The organism is Paenibacillus anaericanus (assembly GCF_003994475.1).
In the GTDB taxonomy this organism is placed as follows: Bacteria; Bacillota; Bacilli; order Paenibacillales; family Paenibacillaceae; genus Fontibacillus; species Fontibacillus anaericanus.
This window is the reverse complement of the sequence record NZ_RZNY01000016.1, coordinates 129,561-146,960: the sequence shown is the minus strand read 5'-3', so window position 1 is coordinate 146,960 and position 17,400 is coordinate 129,561. Positions and strand designations below refer to the sequence as shown.

General features: G+C 41.0%; 12 protein-coding genes and 8 tRNA genes. All 20 read left to right on the top strand.

Features of this window, described 5'->3' with window-relative positions; translation table 11 throughout:
• Nucleotides 1-76, top strand: a tRNA-Val gene (locus tag EJP82_RS18855).
• A 15-nt stretch (nucleotides 77-91) separates the two neighbouring features.
• Nucleotides 92-166, top strand: a tRNA-Gln gene (locus EJP82_RS18850).
• Nucleotides 167-176: 10 nt separating this feature from the next.
• Nucleotides 177-252: transfer RNA gene (locus EJP82_RS18845), tRNA-Lys, on the top strand.
• 33 nt (nucleotides 253-285) lie between these two features.
• Nucleotides 286-369: transfer RNA gene (locus EJP82_RS18840), tRNA-Leu, on the top strand.
• 7 nt (nucleotides 370-376) lie between these two features.
• A tRNA-Gly gene (locus EJP82_RS18835) sits at nucleotides 377-451 on the top strand.
• Between the two features lie 6 nt (nucleotides 452-457).
• Nucleotides 458-534, top strand: a tRNA-Arg gene (locus tag EJP82_RS18830).
• 41 nt (nucleotides 535-575) lie between these two features.
• Nucleotides 576-652 (top strand) — tRNA-Pro (locus EJP82_RS18825).
• Nucleotides 653-661: 9 nt separating this feature from the next.
• Nucleotides 662-732: transfer RNA gene (locus tag EJP82_RS18820), tRNA-Gly, on the top strand.
• Nucleotides 733-1,118: 386 nt separating this feature from the next.
• Nucleotides 1,119-3,914: a phosphoenolpyruvate carboxylase gene (gene ppc / locus EJP82_RS18815; RefSeq protein WP_127193615.1), complete on the top strand. Its 2,796-nt coding sequence runs from the start codon at nucleotides 1,119-1,121 to the stop codon at nucleotides 3,912-3,914.
• Between the two features lie 219 nt (nucleotides 3,915-4,133).
• The gene (gene sigW / locus EJP82_RS18810; RefSeq protein ID WP_211350187.1) at nucleotides 4,134-4,706 is read left to right on the top strand and encodes an RNA polymerase sigma factor SigW; all 573 of its coding nucleotides are present in this window, start codon (nucleotides 4,134-4,136) and stop codon (nucleotides 4,704-4,706) included.
• Nucleotides 4,707-4,842: 136 nt separating this feature from the next.
• Entirely contained in the window at nucleotides 4,843-5,460 is a 618-nt protein-coding gene (locus EJP82_RS18805) for a zf-HC2 domain-containing protein (protein WP_127193614.1), read from the top strand.
• A gap of 286 nt (nucleotides 5,461-5,746) precedes the next feature.
• Nucleotides 5,747-6,574, top strand: a complete 828-nt coding sequence (gene cdaA, locus EJP82_RS18800) for a diadenylate cyclase CdaA (RefSeq protein ID WP_127193613.1) — start codon at nucleotides 5,747-5,749, stop codon at nucleotides 6,572-6,574.
• The gene (locus tag EJP82_RS18795; protein WP_127193612.1) at nucleotides 6,567-7,913 is read left to right on the top strand and encodes a CdaR family protein; all 1,347 of its coding nucleotides are present in this window, start codon (nucleotides 6,567-6,569) and stop codon (nucleotides 7,911-7,913) included. The genes cdaA and EJP82_RS18795 overlap by 8 nt, the downstream gene beginning before the upstream one ends.
• A 97-nt stretch (nucleotides 7,914-8,010) precedes the next feature.
• The gene (gene glmM / locus EJP82_RS18790; RefSeq protein ID WP_127193611.1) at nucleotides 8,011-9,351 is read left to right on the top strand and encodes a phosphoglucosamine mutase; all 1,341 of its coding nucleotides are present in this window, start codon (nucleotides 8,011-8,013) and stop codon (nucleotides 9,349-9,351) included.
• A 617-nt stretch (nucleotides 9,352-9,968) separates the two neighbouring features.
• Nucleotides 9,969-11,801 (top strand): glutamine--fructose-6-phosphate transaminase (isomerizing), encoded by a 1,833-nt coding sequence (gene glmS / locus EJP82_RS18785; RefSeq protein ID WP_127193610.1) that lies wholly within the window; start codon nucleotides 9,969-9,971, stop codon nucleotides 11,799-11,801.
• 181 nt (nucleotides 11,802-11,982) lie between these two features.
• A complete protein-coding gene (locus EJP82_RS18780; RefSeq protein ID WP_127193609.1) occupies nucleotides 11,983-12,159 on the top strand; it encodes a helix-turn-helix domain-containing protein in 177 nt (58 codons plus the stop codon).
• A gap of 873 nt (nucleotides 12,160-13,032) precedes the next feature.
• On the top strand, nucleotides 13,033-14,517 hold the full coding sequence (locus EJP82_RS18775; protein WP_127193608.1) for a metallophosphoesterase: 1,485 nt from the start codon (nucleotides 13,033-13,035) through the stop codon (nucleotides 14,515-14,517).
• 248 nt (nucleotides 14,518-14,765) lie between these two features.
• Nucleotides 14,766-15,164: a peptidase M56 BlaR1 gene (locus tag EJP82_RS18770; RefSeq protein WP_127193607.1), complete on the top strand. Its 399-nt coding sequence runs from the start codon at nucleotides 14,766-14,768 to the stop codon at nucleotides 15,162-15,164.
• Nucleotides 15,165-15,310: 146 nt separating this feature from the next.
• Complete coding sequence (locus EJP82_RS18765; protein WP_127193606.1) at nucleotides 15,311-15,787, top strand: hypothetical protein; 477 nt, start codon at nucleotides 15,311-15,313, stop codon at nucleotides 15,785-15,787.
• A gap of 553 nt (nucleotides 15,788-16,340) precedes the next feature.
• On the top strand, nucleotides 16,341-16,892 hold the full coding sequence (locus EJP82_RS28740) for a 3'-5' exonuclease (protein WP_127193605.1): 552 nt from the start codon (nucleotides 16,341-16,343) through the stop codon (nucleotides 16,890-16,892).
• Nucleotides 16,893-17,400: the final 508 nt, after the last annotated feature.

The following is a 17,400-nucleotide window of genomic DNA, read 5'->3' as shown; positions in this document are numbered from 1 at the left end:
GGAGGCTTAGCTCAGCTGGGAGAGCATCTGCCTTACAAGCAGAGGGTCGGGGGTTCGAACCCCTCAGCCTCCACCATAGTACTTCTTTTATTGGGGATTAGCCAAGCGGTAAGGCAACGGACTTTGACTCCGTCACCCATAGGTTCGAATCCTATATCCCCAGCCATTATTATTAAGAGCCATTAGCTCAGTTGGTAGAGCACCTGACTTTTAATCAGGGTGTCGAAGGTTCGAGTCCTTCATGGCTCACCACTTTATTGTTAAAGTGATGCCTAGTAACATTGTGCGCGTGTGGCGGAATGGCAGACGCACCAGACTTAGGATCTGGCGTTTCACGACGTGGGGGTTCAAGTCCCTTCACGCGCACCATATTTTTGCGGACGTGGCTCAGCGGTAGAGCATCGCCTTGCCAAGGCGAGGGTCGCGGGTTCGATTCCCGTCGTCCGCTCCATAATTTGCGCCCTTAGCTCAGCTGGATAGAGCGTTTGACTACGAATCAAAAGGCCGGGAGTTCGAATCTCTCAGGGCGCGCCATATTATCTTTATAACTTCATAAATCATGAAGCATTTTATTTCGGGACGTAGCTCAGCTTGGTAGAGCACCTGGTTTGGGACCAGGGGGTCGCATGTTCAAATCGTGTCGTCCCGACCATTATAAAATGCGGGTGTAGTTCAATGGTAGAACTTCAGCCTTCCAAGCTGATAGCGTGGGTTCGATTCCCATCACCCGCTTTTATGTATAACAGTAACATCATCTGACACGATGATGTTTTTTGTTATAATTTTTTCGTATTCCACAAACCTTGCAATTCACCGCTTCACCGTGTTAGAGTTAATGGAAGGTCGTTTTGCCATAATTGCAATATAGAAATAAGTGCATAAATATTAATTTAACCTTCAATGATGCGACGGGTCAATTCCTTTTAGAAAAAGGTGGAAAATAGGTTATCGGCGATTCGAATTATGCGAACTATTGAATAATAAATCATTAGACTTCATTGTTTTTTTGCTGAATTTCTGAAGTTTTTACAAATAAAGTGAAGATTTTCAGGGGAGTTTATTGTATTATGTTAAGAAGGCTTTAGAAAGACGGTAAAGGGACGAAATGGGGGAGAAATATGACTGAATTAACGGTAACCGCAGGAAAGAGCAACTCCAATAACCTGCTTCGACGCGACATTCGTTTTTTGGGCAATATTCTAGGAGAGGTCCTTGTCCATCAAGGCGGTAATGAACTCTTGGATATTGTCGAGAAGATTCGTGAAGCGAGTAAGTCACTGAGGGCTGTATTTTTACCCGAACTATATGAAGAGTTCAAAGCGATGATCAATTCTCTTGAACCCGGGATTCGTCACCAAGTTATTCGAGCATTTGCGATTTATTTTCAATTAGTAAATATTGCTGAGCAAAATCACCGAATTCGTCGAAAGAGGGATTATGAACGTTCAGCAGGGGAAAGTGTACAGCTAGGCACTCTTGAAGCCTCTGTTAAGGATTTGAAGGACCGAGGATTTACTTTTGTAGAAGCTCAAGAGATATTGGAAGGGATGTCACTAGAACTTGTTATGACAGCCCACCCGACGGAAGCTATGCGACGGGCCATTCTAGATATTCACAAGCGGATCGCTGATGATGTTATGCAACTTGATAATCCTACCCTTACTTTCCGTGAACGGGAGCAACTAAGAGAAAAACTTCTTAATGAAGTAATTACTCTCTGGCAGACGGATGAACTACGTGATCGTAAGCCAACAGTACTTGATGAAGTGCGTAATGGGATGTATTACTTTCACGAGACGCTATTCCATGTGCTTCCTGAGGTATATCAGGAATTAGAACGTTGTCTTAGCAAGTATTACCCAGAGCATTTGTGGCATGTACCGACGTATTTGCGCTTTGGTTCGTGGATTGGAGGAGACCGAGATGGTAACCCGTCTGTAACCTCTGATATTACTTGGGAGACCTTGCGGATGCAACGGAAGCTAGCTGTACGTGAATATCAGCGTATTCTGTCGGAATTATTCAAACACCTCAGTTTCAGTACAACGATTGTTGATGTAACAGATGAGTTGTTGGCATCGATTCAGAAGGACCGCTTACAGGTTACATTGAACAAAACACCTAAGTGGAACAACGAGAAAGAACCATACCGTGTAAAGCTGACATATATGACAGAGAAGTTGCACAATCTTCTGGATGAATCGAAAAAGGATACAGAGGAACGGTATTCTGATGTAAGTGGTTTGATTGAGGATTTGAAAATTATAGATCGTAGTCTGCGTCATCACTATGCTGACTATGTAGCCAATACGCATATTAAGAAGTTGGTTCGTCAAGTGGAGTTGTTCGGATTCCATACAGCCACATTAGATATTCGCCAGCATAGCCAAGAGCATGAAAATGCGATGACTGAGATTTTGGCTAATATGAATATTGTAAGTAATTACGCTGAGCTGCAAGAGGAAGAAAAAGTGAAGCTGTTAGAGCGATTATTGAATGATCCTCGTCCACTGACTTCGTCTCATCAGGAATACAGCGAGAGCACGTCGGAATGTCTTGAGGTATATCGGACCGTGTTCAAAGCGCAACAGGAATTCGGGAAGAAGTGTATAACTAGCTACCTTATAAGCATGGCAGAAGCAGCTAGTGATGTTCTTGAGGTCATGGTCTTCTCTAAAGAAGTAGGCTTGTTCTATAAAGAAGCCGATGGTACGGTAGTATGTACGTTGCAATCCGTGCCGTTATTTGAGACGATCGATGACTTACATGAAGCTCCAGAGATTATGCGCCAACTGTTTAGTATGCCAATCTACCGTCAATCTGTAGCAGCTATGAATGATCTCCAGGAGATCATGCTTGGTTATTCAGATAGTAATAAAGATGGTGGTGTGGTTACCGCTAACTGGGAACTACGTGTTGCAATGAAACAAATTACAGCTGCGGCAAATGAGTTTGGTGTGAAGTTGAAATTCTTCCATGGACGCGGAGGAGCACTAGGACGCGGAGGGATGCCGCTTAACCGTAGTATTCTCGTTCAGGCTCCACAGACGATTGGTGGCGGAATCAAAATTACGGAGCAGGGTGAAGTGATCTCTTCTCGTTATTCACTCAAGGGTATTGCTTATCGTAGTTTAGAGAATGCGACATCGGCGTTAATTACCGCAGCCATTCAAGCGAGGCTTAATCAAGGGTATGATTCGGATGAAGAGAAGTGGGAGGAGATCATTGCAGGCATCTCTGAAACTTCGCTTAATAAGTATCAGGACTTAGTATTCCGTGAGCCAGACTTCTTGAAGTTCTTCAAGGAATCAACACCTCTTCTTGAGGTTGGCGAGTTGAATATTGGCTCGAGACCATCCAAACGTAAGAATAGTGATCGTTTCGAAGATTTGCGTGCTATTCCTTGGGTGTTCGCTTGGACCCAAAGCCGTTATTTATTCCCAGCTTGGTACGCAGCAGGGACAGGGTTAAACGAATTCTATCAGAATAATGAAGAGAACATGAAGGTTCTTCAAGATATGTATGAGAACTTTTCGTTCTTCCGTTCGCTTATCGATACGCTACAGTTCGCAATTGTAAAGGCTGACCTAACTATTGCCAAGGAATATGCCAATATGTGTAGCGATGAAGTGGTTCAAAATCGGATTTTCGAACAGATTGAGGAAGAGTTCCATTTGACGAAAGCTATGATTCTAAAAATCACAGGTCTTACTGAGATTTTGGATAATGCACCTGCCTTACAGGAGTCGATTCGTCAGCGTAATCCTTATGTAGATCCGTTAAGTTATTTACAAGTTCAATTACTGGCTGAACTTCGTGAGATCCGTGAACAGGGGCAGGATGATCCAATCCTACTTCGAGAGGTACTACTTACGATTAATGGCATTGCAGCAGGTCTCCGGAATACGGGCTGATATAAGAACGATTATATAAGATGACAGGAGCAAGCCGGATCCTTATACAGAGGACTCGGCTTGTTTTTTCCAATTCTATTGCATTTTAGAGGGACTTGATTTAACATTTGAATGAAGTGCTTACGTCTGGGTGTAACTGGTTGAAAAACCAGGCCACAAGATGACCGGACAAGCTGGGTGTATGAATGAAGCCCGTCCATATGATATGGGGGAAATTCAATGGTGGAACATTTTGAAGCGAGAGTGGTGAAGCTAGCCCGAAAGGGTGACCAGGGAGCTTTTGCCGAACTCGTGGATTTATATAAGGACAAAATATTTCATTTAGGTTATCGGATGTTATCCAATCGTCATGAGGCGGAGGATATCGTGCAAGAAACGTTCCTACGGGTGTATAAGAATTGGGAGCGGTATGATGAAAAACAGAAGTTTTCTACTTGGATTTATCGTATTGCGACTAATTTATGTATTGATCAATTACGTAAGCGTAAGCCGAATTATTATCTTGACGCTGAAATGAATGATCAAGAAGGTATGGATGGATACACACTTATTCCTGGTGATGATAGAACACCTGAGACGGAATATTTAGTATCAGAGACACAACAGATGATACATCATGCAATCGAAGGTCTACCTGTAAAATACAAATCGGTTATTATTTTAAGATATTTGCAGGAGCTGTCGTTACAAGAAATCGGTGAAGTACTTGATATGCCGGTAACTACGGTCAAGACGCGTGTTCACAGAGGGCGTGAATTTTTGCGTAAAAAGTTGGAGAATAAAGTATTATAGTCTCCTATACTTTGGAATCCTTCTGTCTTTTTTTTTTGTGAAACGTATTATATGTTGGAACGTATTGTAGGTAGGACGACTTTTCTATACTGTATAGTTAGTTTCCCATAGATTGATACTGAAAGGATTGGCTGATATGGATTGCAAACAAGCATCCTCATTAATGCATGATTATCTGGATGACGATTCGTCTACTGCGCAGAATATTGAGCTTAAGAATCATCTTCAGGGATGTCCGTCGTGTCACATGCAATTTAAGGAGCTCGAGCAAACAGAAATGATGTTGTTTGCTACAATCAAGCATAGCACCTTTTCGGCTTCAGATGATTTGGTGGATCGTATTCTTGGTAAGATCCCGAGTCAACGTAAACAACAGGATTGGGCTAAATGGATTAAGAGACACCCGGCGATAACAGCTGCAGCAGTATTCCTTTTTGTTATGCTAATCAGCATGGTTTCATTCTGGGATAGTGATGAACAACTTGTTGTGAAGGGTGTAGACCTTGACCAGGTGATTATAAATGGAAACACCGTGACGGTGCCAAGTGGAACTACGATTGCAGGGAATCTGACTGTAGAGAACGGTAAAGCTGAAATCTACGGTGAGGTACAAGGCAATCTTACGGTAATTGATGGGTCTTACTTTCAGGCCTCAACAGCTAAGATATCAGGACATGTTAAGAGCATCGACCAAGCATTGGACTGGATCTGGTACAGGATTACCAATACGTTTACAGAAGTCGCCTACAGGTAATGATTTATAATGGAAGGTATGATTCGGCGCTCCCCTTCGGGAATTTGGGCGCCTTTTTTATTGAATTTCAAGGAAATTTTTTCATGTAGTGGGGAAAGTTTCAAAAAAAGTAGGCAACACTTGCATCTGACTTCCGAACGTTATAACCTAGAGTTTAAGGGGAACATATAGAGACAAGTTGAATGCGTATGATTTCATACAGGAACTGAACCATTTGGCTTAAGCAGTACATAGCGTTTCTTAATTAAAGTTGACTTGTAATAGGGGAACAATTGGGGGTTGCACCATGAACTATTTGGCAAATCTGACGTGGCAGGATTACATTAAAGATGCCGTTGATATACTGATCGTTAGCTATATTATTTACCATTTGATTCTGCTTGTTAGGGGTACAAGGGCGGTTCAACTACTTAAAGGTATCCTAGTTCTGATTGTAATCTGGGCAGTAAGTACATTGTTTGACTTGTACACTTTGAAGTGGCTTATGAACCAAATGTTTACCTTTGGTGTTCTCGCCATATTTATTATATTTCAGCCTGAGCTTAGACGAGCCTTGGAACAACTTGGCCGTGGTAAGTTATTTGGGAGAAATACGGCTGATGAGGAAGAGTTTAGTCGAGAAGTCGGCGAGATTATTAAAGCCATTAATTATTTAGCACGTAGAAAGATTGGGGCGTTAATTGTCTTTGAGCGGGATACGGGACTTAATGAATATACCGAATCTGGAATTCCAGTTCAATCTGTTATTACCTCACAGCTGTTGATAAATATCTTTATTCCGAATACACCACTTCATGATGGTGCAGTTATAATACAAGATCATAAAATTTCTGCAGCTGCTTGTTATTTACCGTTATCGGAAAACCCTTTTATCAGCAAAGAGTTGGGTACAAGACACAGAGCTGCGATCGGGATCAGCGAAGTGGGCGATGCTATCTCAATTGTTGTATCTGAGGAGACCGGTCAAATCTCGCTTGCAGTTGATGGACAAGTTGTTCGTGACATCAATGAGGAGTCACTGATTTCTAAGTTGTATATTGAACTTGGACCAAATTCCGCTGAAAATGAGAAAAAGCCTTTCTGGAGAAAGTGGGGGGCTAAGAAGCATGGATAAATGGCTAAGTCACAACAATTTCGCGAAAGTGATCGCGCTTATTTTCAGTGTGATTTTGTGGGCGATGGTTCATTTGGATAGTGGGACTCCAGTGCCTCCTACGACATCGGTTCCCACGAAGTTTATCGAAAATGTGCAAATTCAAATGGTTGGTTTTGATGAGGATAAGTATGTGCTCTATGTAGAACCGGATAAGGTTAACATAGAAGTGAGGGGAAAACGTACGGATATTACCACTAATTTTACTGATTATAAAGTTAAACTGGACTTATCACATGTGAAACCGGGAACGATGACGCTCCCATTGACTACTGAGCTTCCTCCTGGAGTACAACTTGTATCGATGGACCCTTCCTATGTGAACGTAACGATTGAGGCCAAGATAACGAAGGAGGTTCCCGTAAGCATCGTGACCAAAGGAACGCTGGCTGCTGGTCTGCAAATGGGAAGCCCTGTAGTAGCCAAAGAAGGTTTAGTTAAAGTGACTCTACCAGAGAGTGAGATCGAGGAACTGGACAAAGTACAAGGGATAGTCGATATTACTGGTTTAGAGGAAACATTGAAAGGCAAGGCAGTGAAGTTAGTCGCATATAATAAACAAGGGCAAGAAATGAGTCATGCTGAAATATCTCCTGCATCTATTGAGGTTGATATACCTATTAATAAATTGTATAAGAGTGTCCCTCTGGAGGTTAAGGCTACAGGTCAACTTCCTGATGGATACATTCTAGCTAGCATTGAGAAAAGTGTTGAAGGAGTGGCTCTCTACGGATCGAAAGAAGCTTTGGATGGAGTTGATACTCATACCGTTACTGTAGACTTGAATCAGTTTCAGGAAGGAACTGAGATGAAGTATACAGTTAACTTGACGCCTCCTGAAGGTTTTGAGAAAATCGAACCAAGTACTGTATCGGTTACTGTGAAGGTTGAACCTGTCCAACAGAAACTGGTGAACAGTATTCCTATTACTTTATTAAATATGGGAGAGAAGTTTTCTGCCAAATTTATTTCGCCTGTAGAAGACAAAATTTCTTTGACTGTTCTAGGGTCCGAAGTACATCTTGCAGAACTCAAACCGGGTGATATCACGGTGACAGCTGACTTAAGTAATCTTGGAGTAGGGATACACAAGATACCACTTGAGGTTAAGTTGCCTCGATATATAGAACTTGCGGATAAGTCCCTATATGTGGAGATTGAGCTGACCGACAAATCAAATCCAACGGTGACGGTACCGGTACCAGAAGATCCACCAGAGGACACAGGGAATGACGAAACTCTTCCTCCTCCTACCGAGGAGAATCCTACTGAAGGTAGCACAAATAATAATGGTGGCTAGTAGCAATAGTCTAGCCACTTTTTGAACACGAAAATGATGGATTGATTGTAAAGCTTCTAACAGCTTTGCGTAAAATTGAAGGAGTGAAAGTAAAATCATGGGGAAATATTTTGGAACAGATGGAGTTCGGGGAATCGCTAATAAAGAATTAACTGCAGAATTAGCCTATAAAATTGGCCGTTGTGGTGGGTATGTACTCACAGGTCAAGCATCAAAGCCTAAAGTGATTATAGGAATGGATACACGAATTTCTGGAGTAATGTTGGAGTCAGCGCTTGTCGCTGGTCTATTATCTATTGGTGCGGATGTAATCCGTATTGGTGTTGTCACGACTCCTGCTGTAGCCTATTTAACACGCCTCTTAAACGCAGATGCTGGTGTTATGATCTCAGCTTCACACAATCCGGTTGAAGATAACGGTATTAAATTTTTCGGTAGTGATGGCTTTAAGTTATCCGATGAGACTGAATTAGAAATAGAAGAACTGTTAGACAAGGATATCGACGAGCTTCCTCGACCGATTGGGGGAGATCTAGGTAATGTAACAGTAGATACTAAATTGAAGTATAAGTATTTGGAACATCTAAAAACGACGATTACTTCTTCGTTCGAAGGGATTAAGGTGGTACTTGACTGCGCAAACGGAGCAGCATTCGAGCTGGCTCCACAATTGTTCCGTGAATTAGGAGCGGATGTTCATACTATTGGTGCGGATCCAAACGGTCTAAATATTAATGATCACTGTGGTTCCACACATCCGGAACTTTTGAAAGAGGAAGTCATTCGTTTGGGAGCTGATCTCGGACTTGCATTTGATGGAGATGCGGATCGCTTGATTGCCATTGATGAGAACGGAGAAGAAGTAGATGGAGATTACCTCCTGTGTATTTGCGGAGATGCAATGAACCGGGCTGGCAAGCTCAAGGACAGTACTGTCGTATCTACAGTAATGAGTAACTTTGGATTCTATAAAGCGACCAAGAAGCTGAATCTAAACACGGCACAGACGGCTGTAGGTGACCGTTATGTTATGGCTGAGATGATTCGGGGGGGATATAACCTGGGCGGGGAGCAATCCGGACATGTAATCTTTCTAGATTACAATACAACAGGTGATGGTATCCTGACAGGTATTCAGCTTGTGGATACTCTACAAGCAGAGGGTAAGAAATTAAGTGAGTTGAAGAAAGTGATGAAGCAATACCCACAGGTATTGGTGAACGTACGTGTGCAGGATAAGAGTAAGTTTGAAGGCAATTCAGCGATTGAGGAAGCGGTAAAGGCGGTAGAAGCTACACTAGGCGATAATGGGCGGGTATTAGTACGGGCCTCAGGAACGGAGTCGTTGATTCGTGTTATGGCTGAAGGTCCGGATAAGCTTGAACTAGAGCAACTGGTTTCGCAAATTGTGATGGTTGTGGAGAAAGAATTGGTATAATAAATTACTTATATAATGGATTTATACAATACGCCGCTGAGATGGGATACTCCTGTTTCAGCGGCTTTGTTATTGTTCCCTATAAGCTTGGGTAAGATGATCATTGCCAAATCACTAGTAGGTGCATATAATTAAACATATTCAAATACAGAGAGTGAGGATCGTGAGGTTACAGCATAATAAGCGCCAGAGCTTCATTTCGCGCGGGGGAGATTGTCCATAGGAAGGAGAACATCTTGTTTCTCGCTTTACCCATATGGATTTATTCCACGGCAAATGCAAGCTGACGAGGTGGAGGTGTTCGAATGTTCGGCGGGGGCCTCCCGGTAACGCATCTAAGCCGTAACCGACAAAGACAAAAGGAATGGGCGACTATTCCCACAAACTTTTCGGAGAGATGCATGAGAAGAATATAAAATCATGAATGTACGAAAGATACGCGGAAGAACCGCGGTGGCCGGAGGGAAATGCGCATTCATGAAAATAGCCGTGTAAGATTTTGAATTATTTTCATATAAATTAAATATTTCTGTCTCGGAGCACCGCATATAGGTCTTCCGCTTCTTTCATCTTATGACTATAAAATCTAAGAGAATTGAAACGGAGGATATATAAATATGTGTGGTATTGTTGGATATATCGGAAAAAGAGACACGCAGACGGTATTGATCGAAGGGCTTAAGAAATTGGAGTATCGTGGTTACGATTCTGCAGGGGTCGCTGTGTATACACAGGAGGGTCTGCAGATATCGAAGTCGCTAGGTCGCCTAGCTAATCTCGAATCGAAATTAGAGGGAGCTCCTTTACAAGGTAACGCGGGCATTGGCCACACTCGATGGGCTACGCACGGTAAACCGTCTGATGTAAATTCACATCCACATACCGATCACACCCAGAAGTTCTCGGTTGTGCATAATGGTATTATCGAGAATTATTTGGATCTGAAAGAAGAATTGATAGGCCAAGGTTATGTGTTCGTATCGGAGACGGACACGGAAGTGATTTCCCACTTGGTCGCTCGTGAATATGATGGTGATATTGTAAAAGCAGTTCAGAAGGCAATAAGCTACATGCGTGGTGCTTTTGCACTCGGTGTATTGACCGAATATGAACCAAACAAGTTGGTCGCTGTTCGTCAGGCAAGCCCGCTCATTATCGGAATTGGTGAAGGTGAGAACTTTATCGCTTCAGATATTCCGGCAATATTGAACTATACGCGTAATGTGTATATTCTGAATGACGGTGAAATCGCGGTACTGACAAAAGATGCTGTCGAATTAATGACCATAGAAGGGAATTTTATTTCTCGGGAAATGATTTCTGTCGATTGGGATGCGGTTACCGCGGAAAAGGGCGGTTTCGACCATTTCATGTTGAAGGAGATTCATGAGCAGCCCAAGGCATACCGTGACACGATGAGAGGACGAATTGACGAGGCTGGACAGAGTGTTGTGTTCCCTGGGTTGAATTTAACTGAGGAGAAAATCCGCAGTTTAAATAACGTTCATATCGTAGCTTGTGGTACGGCATATCATGCTGGATTAGTTGGCGGTACGGTTATCGAGCAACTCGTACGTATTCCTGTCGCGAACGACGTCGCTTCAGAATACAGATATAGTTCGCCGCTAGTTACGCCTGAGACGCTTGTGATCGTCGTTAGCCAGTCAGGAGAGACCGCTGACACCTTGGCTGCGCTACGTGAAGCGAAGAGCAAGGGAGCGCATGTGCTCGCGATTACAAATGTAGTTGGAAGTTCCATCGCCCGTGATGCGGATGATGTCATAGCCACATTGGCGGGACCTGAGATCGCGGTTGCGTCGACAAAGGCATATACATCCCAACTCATTGCATTCTATCTGTTCGGCTTGTATTTAGCCCAAGTTCGTGGGACTAAGAATAGCGACGAGGTAGCTCATGTGATTGCTGCTCTGCAGTCATTACCAGAACAGGTAGAGAGCATGCTCGCTAATGTAGACGCGATTAAAGCATACGCTGAAGAAATTGCGAGTCATCAGAATTTGTTCTTCATTGGGCGTGGTATGGATTATGCCGTAGTTCAAGAGGGATCGCTGAAGCTCAAAGAGATCTCCTACATTCACTCGGAGGCTTATGCAGCTGGTGAGTTGAAGCATGGTACGCTAGCACTTATCGAAGAAGGGATCCCTGTCATCGCTCTGGCGACTCAGGAGGCCGTTCTAGAGAAGACAGTAAGCAACATCAAGGAAGTGAAAGCCCGCGGCGCTGCTGTCATGGCCATCACCCATGAGGAGCATGTAACGGACCTGCTTAGATCCGTTGACCAGGCGCTGTCCATTCCGAAGACTTTGCCGCTGCTGACACCGGCACTATCCGTTGTACCGTTGCAATTGCTGGCTTACTATACTTCGCTCGCCCGTGGCAACGACGTTGATAAGCCAAGAAATTTGGCGAAGAGTGTGACGGTGGAGTAGGGGAAGTATTAGAATACGTGTGAATGTCAGGTGATAAAATAGTGTGGAACCAGTAAAGAAAGTCTGGAACTATTAAAAAAACAGTGGAACCAGTAAAAAATGTGTGGAACCATATTAAAGACATCATGAGCCGTCCTGCGATATTTTGGGGCGGCTTAATTTTTTCTAGAGGGGTGAAATCATGAAGACTATTGGAGGCAAGGTAAAAGCCATTCGATTAAAGCATGAATTAAACCAAATTGCCTTTGCGGACAAAATAGGGATTTCGCAAGGAAGGCTTAGCGAAATCGAACAGGGAAAAACTAAACCATCAGCTGAAACTCTAAAAGAGTTAAGGAAGAAATTAATGTTGATTTGAACTGGTTATTCGATGAGAGTATATAGAAAACCGAAGTTCCACCTTGTTCCTCTGATTGACATATGAAGGTATCCGGCGGATCTCGTTTAATTGTAAAGTGAAACCTTTATCAGGCAGGCAAATGCTGCCGATGTACTCAGTATGCGGTGATTAATGCCGTTTCTTGTTCTTGAAGTGCTACCTTAGATGACCAATATATATTTGATAAGGGTCATCTGAATCATACTTTCATGAACGGTTTTGTTTAATTCATGTACAATCAACGCAAAATCCCTTGAATTTGGATTGAATCCACAAGTCCGTTTAACAGGGCGATAAAAGTCAATTAGTATTTCTTTAGCTTTATCGAATTCATAACCTAAATCATTCAAGTTTACTAACACCCCTAGAGGATAAGGACGATTAAGCTATGATAGTTATGCAATTTATAACCTTCCAATTACGACGATTTAAACGGAAATTATTTCCTTGTTTCATTATCGTTCATGGTTACACCTCGAGTGTTTTAAAAACATTAAAGACTCTATAGACTCAGAAAAACTGTGAATGGAGAACAACCCCGTCAGCCTTAAGTGTATTGTGAGGACTCTAATCTTATAGGTTACTTGATGGACTATGGCGGACTCCTTGAAGGATACTCCCCGGTAAGTATCAGATTGCAGGTGGCTGGCTCTTCAGGAGGTAGTTGAATTTAGAGCACATGTTGTAGTGTGAATATTATTGTACAAGATCGATGCGAAAATAGTGTAGGGCGGTACGCCATTAAGCTATCGGGCAGGATAGTTTAACAAATCATTATTTACTGTCTAACCAACGTGCCTCGTAATAAAAATAGAATTTTATACCAATAGAATATTAGGAGTGATAATTCCAATGACCAGCCTAATAGTCCCAAGTAACAATATCCCTATCAAATCAACCGAGAATCCGATTGTATTCATATCTGATTTGCATTTTGATTTTACGAAAAGAAAATTTAAGGCGAAAGCAGCTTTGCGAATGAAGGATGATTTTATTACATTTGTAAAAGAGCGTTATTCTGGTAGCATATTATGCTTGGCGGGAGATTTTTTCAATAGCTATAAAAAGACACTTTCGTTCGTGAAAGAGCTTGAGAAAAATCAAATAGTAGGGTTCTTTGTTCTTGGAAATCACGATTATTGGAACAATGGCTCAATGAGTCATCGGGATATTATCAATCTTTTTTCTGATGTAACAAAAGATAATCAATATTTCAGATTTCTTGTTACTGGTCGCAAATATTATTTTAACGATATTTGCATTGTTGGAGATACTGGTTGGACGAGTTTTCGGAGGGGGAGACGACAAGTCGAACTGAATCAGTTTATGTGTCTTCCTGATGCTATGCAAGTTAAGGATTTCAACCCTAGAAACATTATAGATTTGCACAATGAATGGGTGTCTTTCGCCAATGATGTGCTAAAAAAAGAAGAAAAGGTATTAATAGTTACCCATTTCCCTATGGTTAATTTCACGAAAGAAGATAAAGATTGTTGGTGGAGTTCAACAACTGCACTTAAAGGTGATAATAGTTGGCGGATATTTGGTCATACGCATAGAAGTGGTCAGCGATTTAACAATATTTCCTCGCAACGCGGATATGTGAATAAAGATGCGAAAGACTTGGAACGACAATGGGTGATGCAGTACACGTCCGCTTGTTTTGGTAAAATCGAAAAGTCCGGTTACCAAGATAACATTAGTTCTGTGAGTAACTTTGATTCCATATCAAATTTTCATTCTCCTATTGTTGTAAAAAACGTCACAGATGATGTGGCATTAATTTTAACCGTAAAACTAAGGGGTTACAAACGGTGTGCTGCAAACAAACATAATTTCACCACTCTTGCTAATTCACCAGAAGCTTATCTTGAAATAGTAAAAAAGGTAACTAAGGGGTATTTAAGAGATACATATATCGGTTATGTTTTGTCAGGACCCTTACCCCAAGAAATTATAAATGCCATCCAACATTCAATCGAAATCATAGAACGCAGGGATATGTCTGATGTAAGAGCTTTTATCACTGCTGCTGTAATAACTGGTTATGTTTTTAATGAAATGCCATTCCTTATAAAAGACATGCGCCCTTTGGATGATTACGATATATTAAGATTTTGGTTAATGTTATTAACAATAAACCATTATGGAATTAACATGGAGTCGATTAATACTGTGCGGAGCGACAAAAAGAACCCTATTAGATTTTGTAATGTTGATTTGTATGTACCGGCTGTAAACGACTTGTCATTGACTTCAGATGAGGTAGAAATGTTGATGCATAAAACGCCGTTATCGCCTCGACCAGCCGTATTATTAGAATTAGTGGATGATTGAATCTTTCGTCTTCCACTGTTAATTCGGCAAGGTTCATTACGCTAACGGGAAACAATAGTTGAATAACACATATTATTGAGCAGGCTACCGGAGTCTGCTTAAGCTAATGGGCAGATAGTGAAGAAATATGCTACCAATTCCCAAGTGCGAGTCATTGAACCGTTGCCTACAGTGATAAAATGGCATAAAATGTAATTAATCCTGACGTATTTCCAGTCGGTGTTCAAATTGTTAAGGAGTGAATCGAATTGCGGGTATATTCAAGGGGTGTACGAATAGCTATCATCGGTGTTGTATTTGTCATTGGGGTAGTGGCTGGAACGATGGTTCTTGATAGTACAAAAACTAAAATAAATAATAATCAAAGTTCTTTGCAAGTTCCAAGCTTCCCTAAAAATGAAAATGGACAAACTTACGGCTCCGCAGCGGACGCCGTTTCACCAAGTACAGAACCAGATTTAATTAAAGCGATGGGAGTAGACGGCACTGAGGGATATGTACTGAAAACGGATTTAGATGGTAAGATGCCCAAGAACCCTTCGGAAGCTTTAGAACAACAGCGTAACGCTCCAAAAAGCCGCACAATACCGTTGTACGATGTTGATGGTAGGACCGTCATTGGACATTTCAAAATCGGAAATGGTTAAATGTCAATAAACTAATGAGTTATGCTAATGGAGAACAAGAGTTGAGGAGCTTGCTTGAGTCGGCTCCTTTTTGATTTGTTGAAGTAACGGGCAGTTTAGCGCAACTAAATATTTCCTTTTTCGTTAAAGTAATAAGGGGTGAAACAATGAGGAATATTTCTTTTTCTTTTCTAGTAATGATTTTTTTATTAAGTGGATGTAGTAGCAGCAATCCAACCGAAGAAAGAAGTAAATCAATGCTCTATGATTTCTATGAACCATATAGATTTCCATTTGAAGTTAATGAAGTTCGCACGGAAATAGCAATTGATAATCCTGATGTACTTCAACAGTATATTTTTCATTATAAAAACAAGCAGACCACGCAAGAATTAAGGTATATCTTGAGCAAGGTTATTGATGAACCAGAGAAAATATCCTCGCAAGGCAAGCAACCCTTTGAACTTGAAAATGGGAAACAAGCATATTACGAAGAGGACGAAACCAGTCAATCAATTTGGTGGGAAGGTGAAAAAGGATTTTTGGCTCGATTTGTTTATTATATTAACGGGAACCTTAATCAGTTAAACAATTATAAATTAGATGAGTCCGACCTAATTGATTTAGCTAATCAGGTTCAATAGTATCTTTGCGCTAACGGGAAACGTTAGTTCAATTTAAACAGTGGTAGTGTAGGACTTTATTTTATGTCCCTAACTAATGCTGTTTCTTTTTTTGTCAGTCTAAAACTTATTTAAATGAGTCGGATTGTTTTGTAATACAAGGAGTCCCGTGAATCAATAAATACAGACAGACATCAAATATTCTATTTTCCTAAGACGGACATCATGTATGAATTATCCGAAAACGGATACTATCAGCCGAAAGGAGAGATTTTATGGACTTTAATGAGATTGAAATTGTTTGAACTCGTTTACAGTGAGAACGCTCAACTCTCGGTGCACTTCTTGAAATCTGTTAATCGTTTGTTTCACTAACGCAGAAATAAGCTTTTTACTTTGATAGTTAATTATAGGTCAATCCCGGAATTTAAAACCTTTACCAAGTCCCAACTGGCCTCATTTATAAAAGAGTAATCAATTGCGGAAAGGTTCACGATATTGAGTTAGTAAAATCGCTTAAACCAAGAAGAACTACTACTGTCCACTTAGTGTCAGCTCTGCATATAGATGGAGGATATTTATAAAAGATTACTTAGAAGCTTTTTCTGTATATCCGTATCTTTTAGATTTTAGTAATCAAACTTATGGTCAATGGTACAAGATATTTAATAAACACTCTTCTGCTCTAATTCAAGCCCCATATAAAAATTTACAAAAGTTTGATAGCGAATATCGCGATTTTAGCGAGTTTCCAACATATCGTACACCATCCGGTACAGCAAAAGAAACGATTAGTATATATACTGGTACCAAAAATTCAGAGCACCCTGCAGTTAATACTATTCACTCTGTAAAAGGTAAAGATTTTGAGGGAGTAATGGTAGTTTCTAGCCAGCGAAATACGGGGAGCGGCCACTGGAAGCAATGGATTGAGAGTGACGGAGAAGCTAAAAGAATAGGTTACGTTGCAAGTACTAGGGCTAAATATTCTTTGATATGGGCGGTCCCTACTTTGAAAAAAGGAGAGAAGATTATAATTGAATCTTATGGTTTTAAGGCTATTGAGATTAAAGACGATAATCTTGGAGAAGGCAAAACTTATACAGAAAGTGAGGACGAGGCATGACACACGAGTTTTTTTAGTGACAAGGAACTTGGAAAAAGGAATTGAGGTCCGAAGAAAGAACCACTTCCATTTATAACGGAATAAGTGGCGTAATCATTAGTTAGATGAAAAATATAATAAGCAAGTATACTCGCAAGAATATAAAGATATTTAGTCCTATGTACAGGAATAGTACAGAAGAATTAGGTGAGAAGTTTACAAGATAGTTGAATGATTTTTTATGAAAAAGGATGAGCATAGTGAAACATAATCGCTATGCTTATCCTTTTTATATGTTACTATAGTCCGGATCATTTTTGGGAAATTATTGTGAATAAAGTAGGATTTTCTTGTTAGATGTCGAATTTATACAAATGCCTTATAGTTCATTATACATAAACTTTGAGAGTGATTATTTGGATTTAAAAGAAAGACAGTACAATAAAGAAAAAAGTATGGTCAGATCCAGTAGTCGATTAAAAGCTCCAGATAAATATTATGTTGGTGTCACGCGGGCAAAGTATAGCTT

Excerpts from the sequence above, each read along its gene's own strand:
- ppc (WP_127193615.1), top strand. The coding sequence starts at position 1,119 with ATGACTGAATTAACGGTAACCGCAGGAAAGAGCAACTCCAATAACCTG.
- sigW (WP_211350187.1), top strand. The coding sequence starts at position 4,134 with ATGGTGGAACATTTTGAAGCGAGAGTGGTGAAGCTAGCCCGAAAGGGT.
- EJP82_RS18805 (WP_127193614.1), top strand. The coding sequence starts at position 4,843 with ATGGATTGCAAACAAGCATCCTCATTAATGCATGATTATCTGGATGAC.
- cdaA (WP_127193613.1), top strand. The coding sequence starts at position 5,747 with ATGAACTATTTGGCAAATCTGACGTGGCAGGATTACATTAAAGATGCC.
- EJP82_RS18795 (WP_127193612.1), top strand. The coding sequence starts at position 6,567 with ATGGATAAATGGCTAAGTCACAACAATTTCGCGAAAGTGATCGCGCTT.
- glmM (WP_127193611.1), top strand. The coding sequence starts at position 8,011 with ATGGGGAAATATTTTGGAACAGATGGAGTTCGGGGAATCGCTAATAAA.
- glmS (WP_127193610.1), top strand. The coding sequence starts at position 9,969 with ATGTGTGGTATTGTTGGATATATCGGAAAAAGAGACACGCAGACGGTA.
- EJP82_RS18780 (WP_127193609.1), top strand. The coding sequence starts at position 11,983 with ATGAAGACTATTGGAGGCAAGGTAAAAGCCATTCGATTAAAGCATGAA.
- EJP82_RS18775 (WP_127193608.1), top strand. The coding sequence starts at position 13,033 with ATGACCAGCCTAATAGTCCCAAGTAACAATATCCCTATCAAATCAACC.
- EJP82_RS18765 (WP_127193606.1), top strand. The coding sequence starts at position 15,311 with ATGAGGAATATTTCTTTTTCTTTTCTAGTAATGATTTTTTTATTAAGT.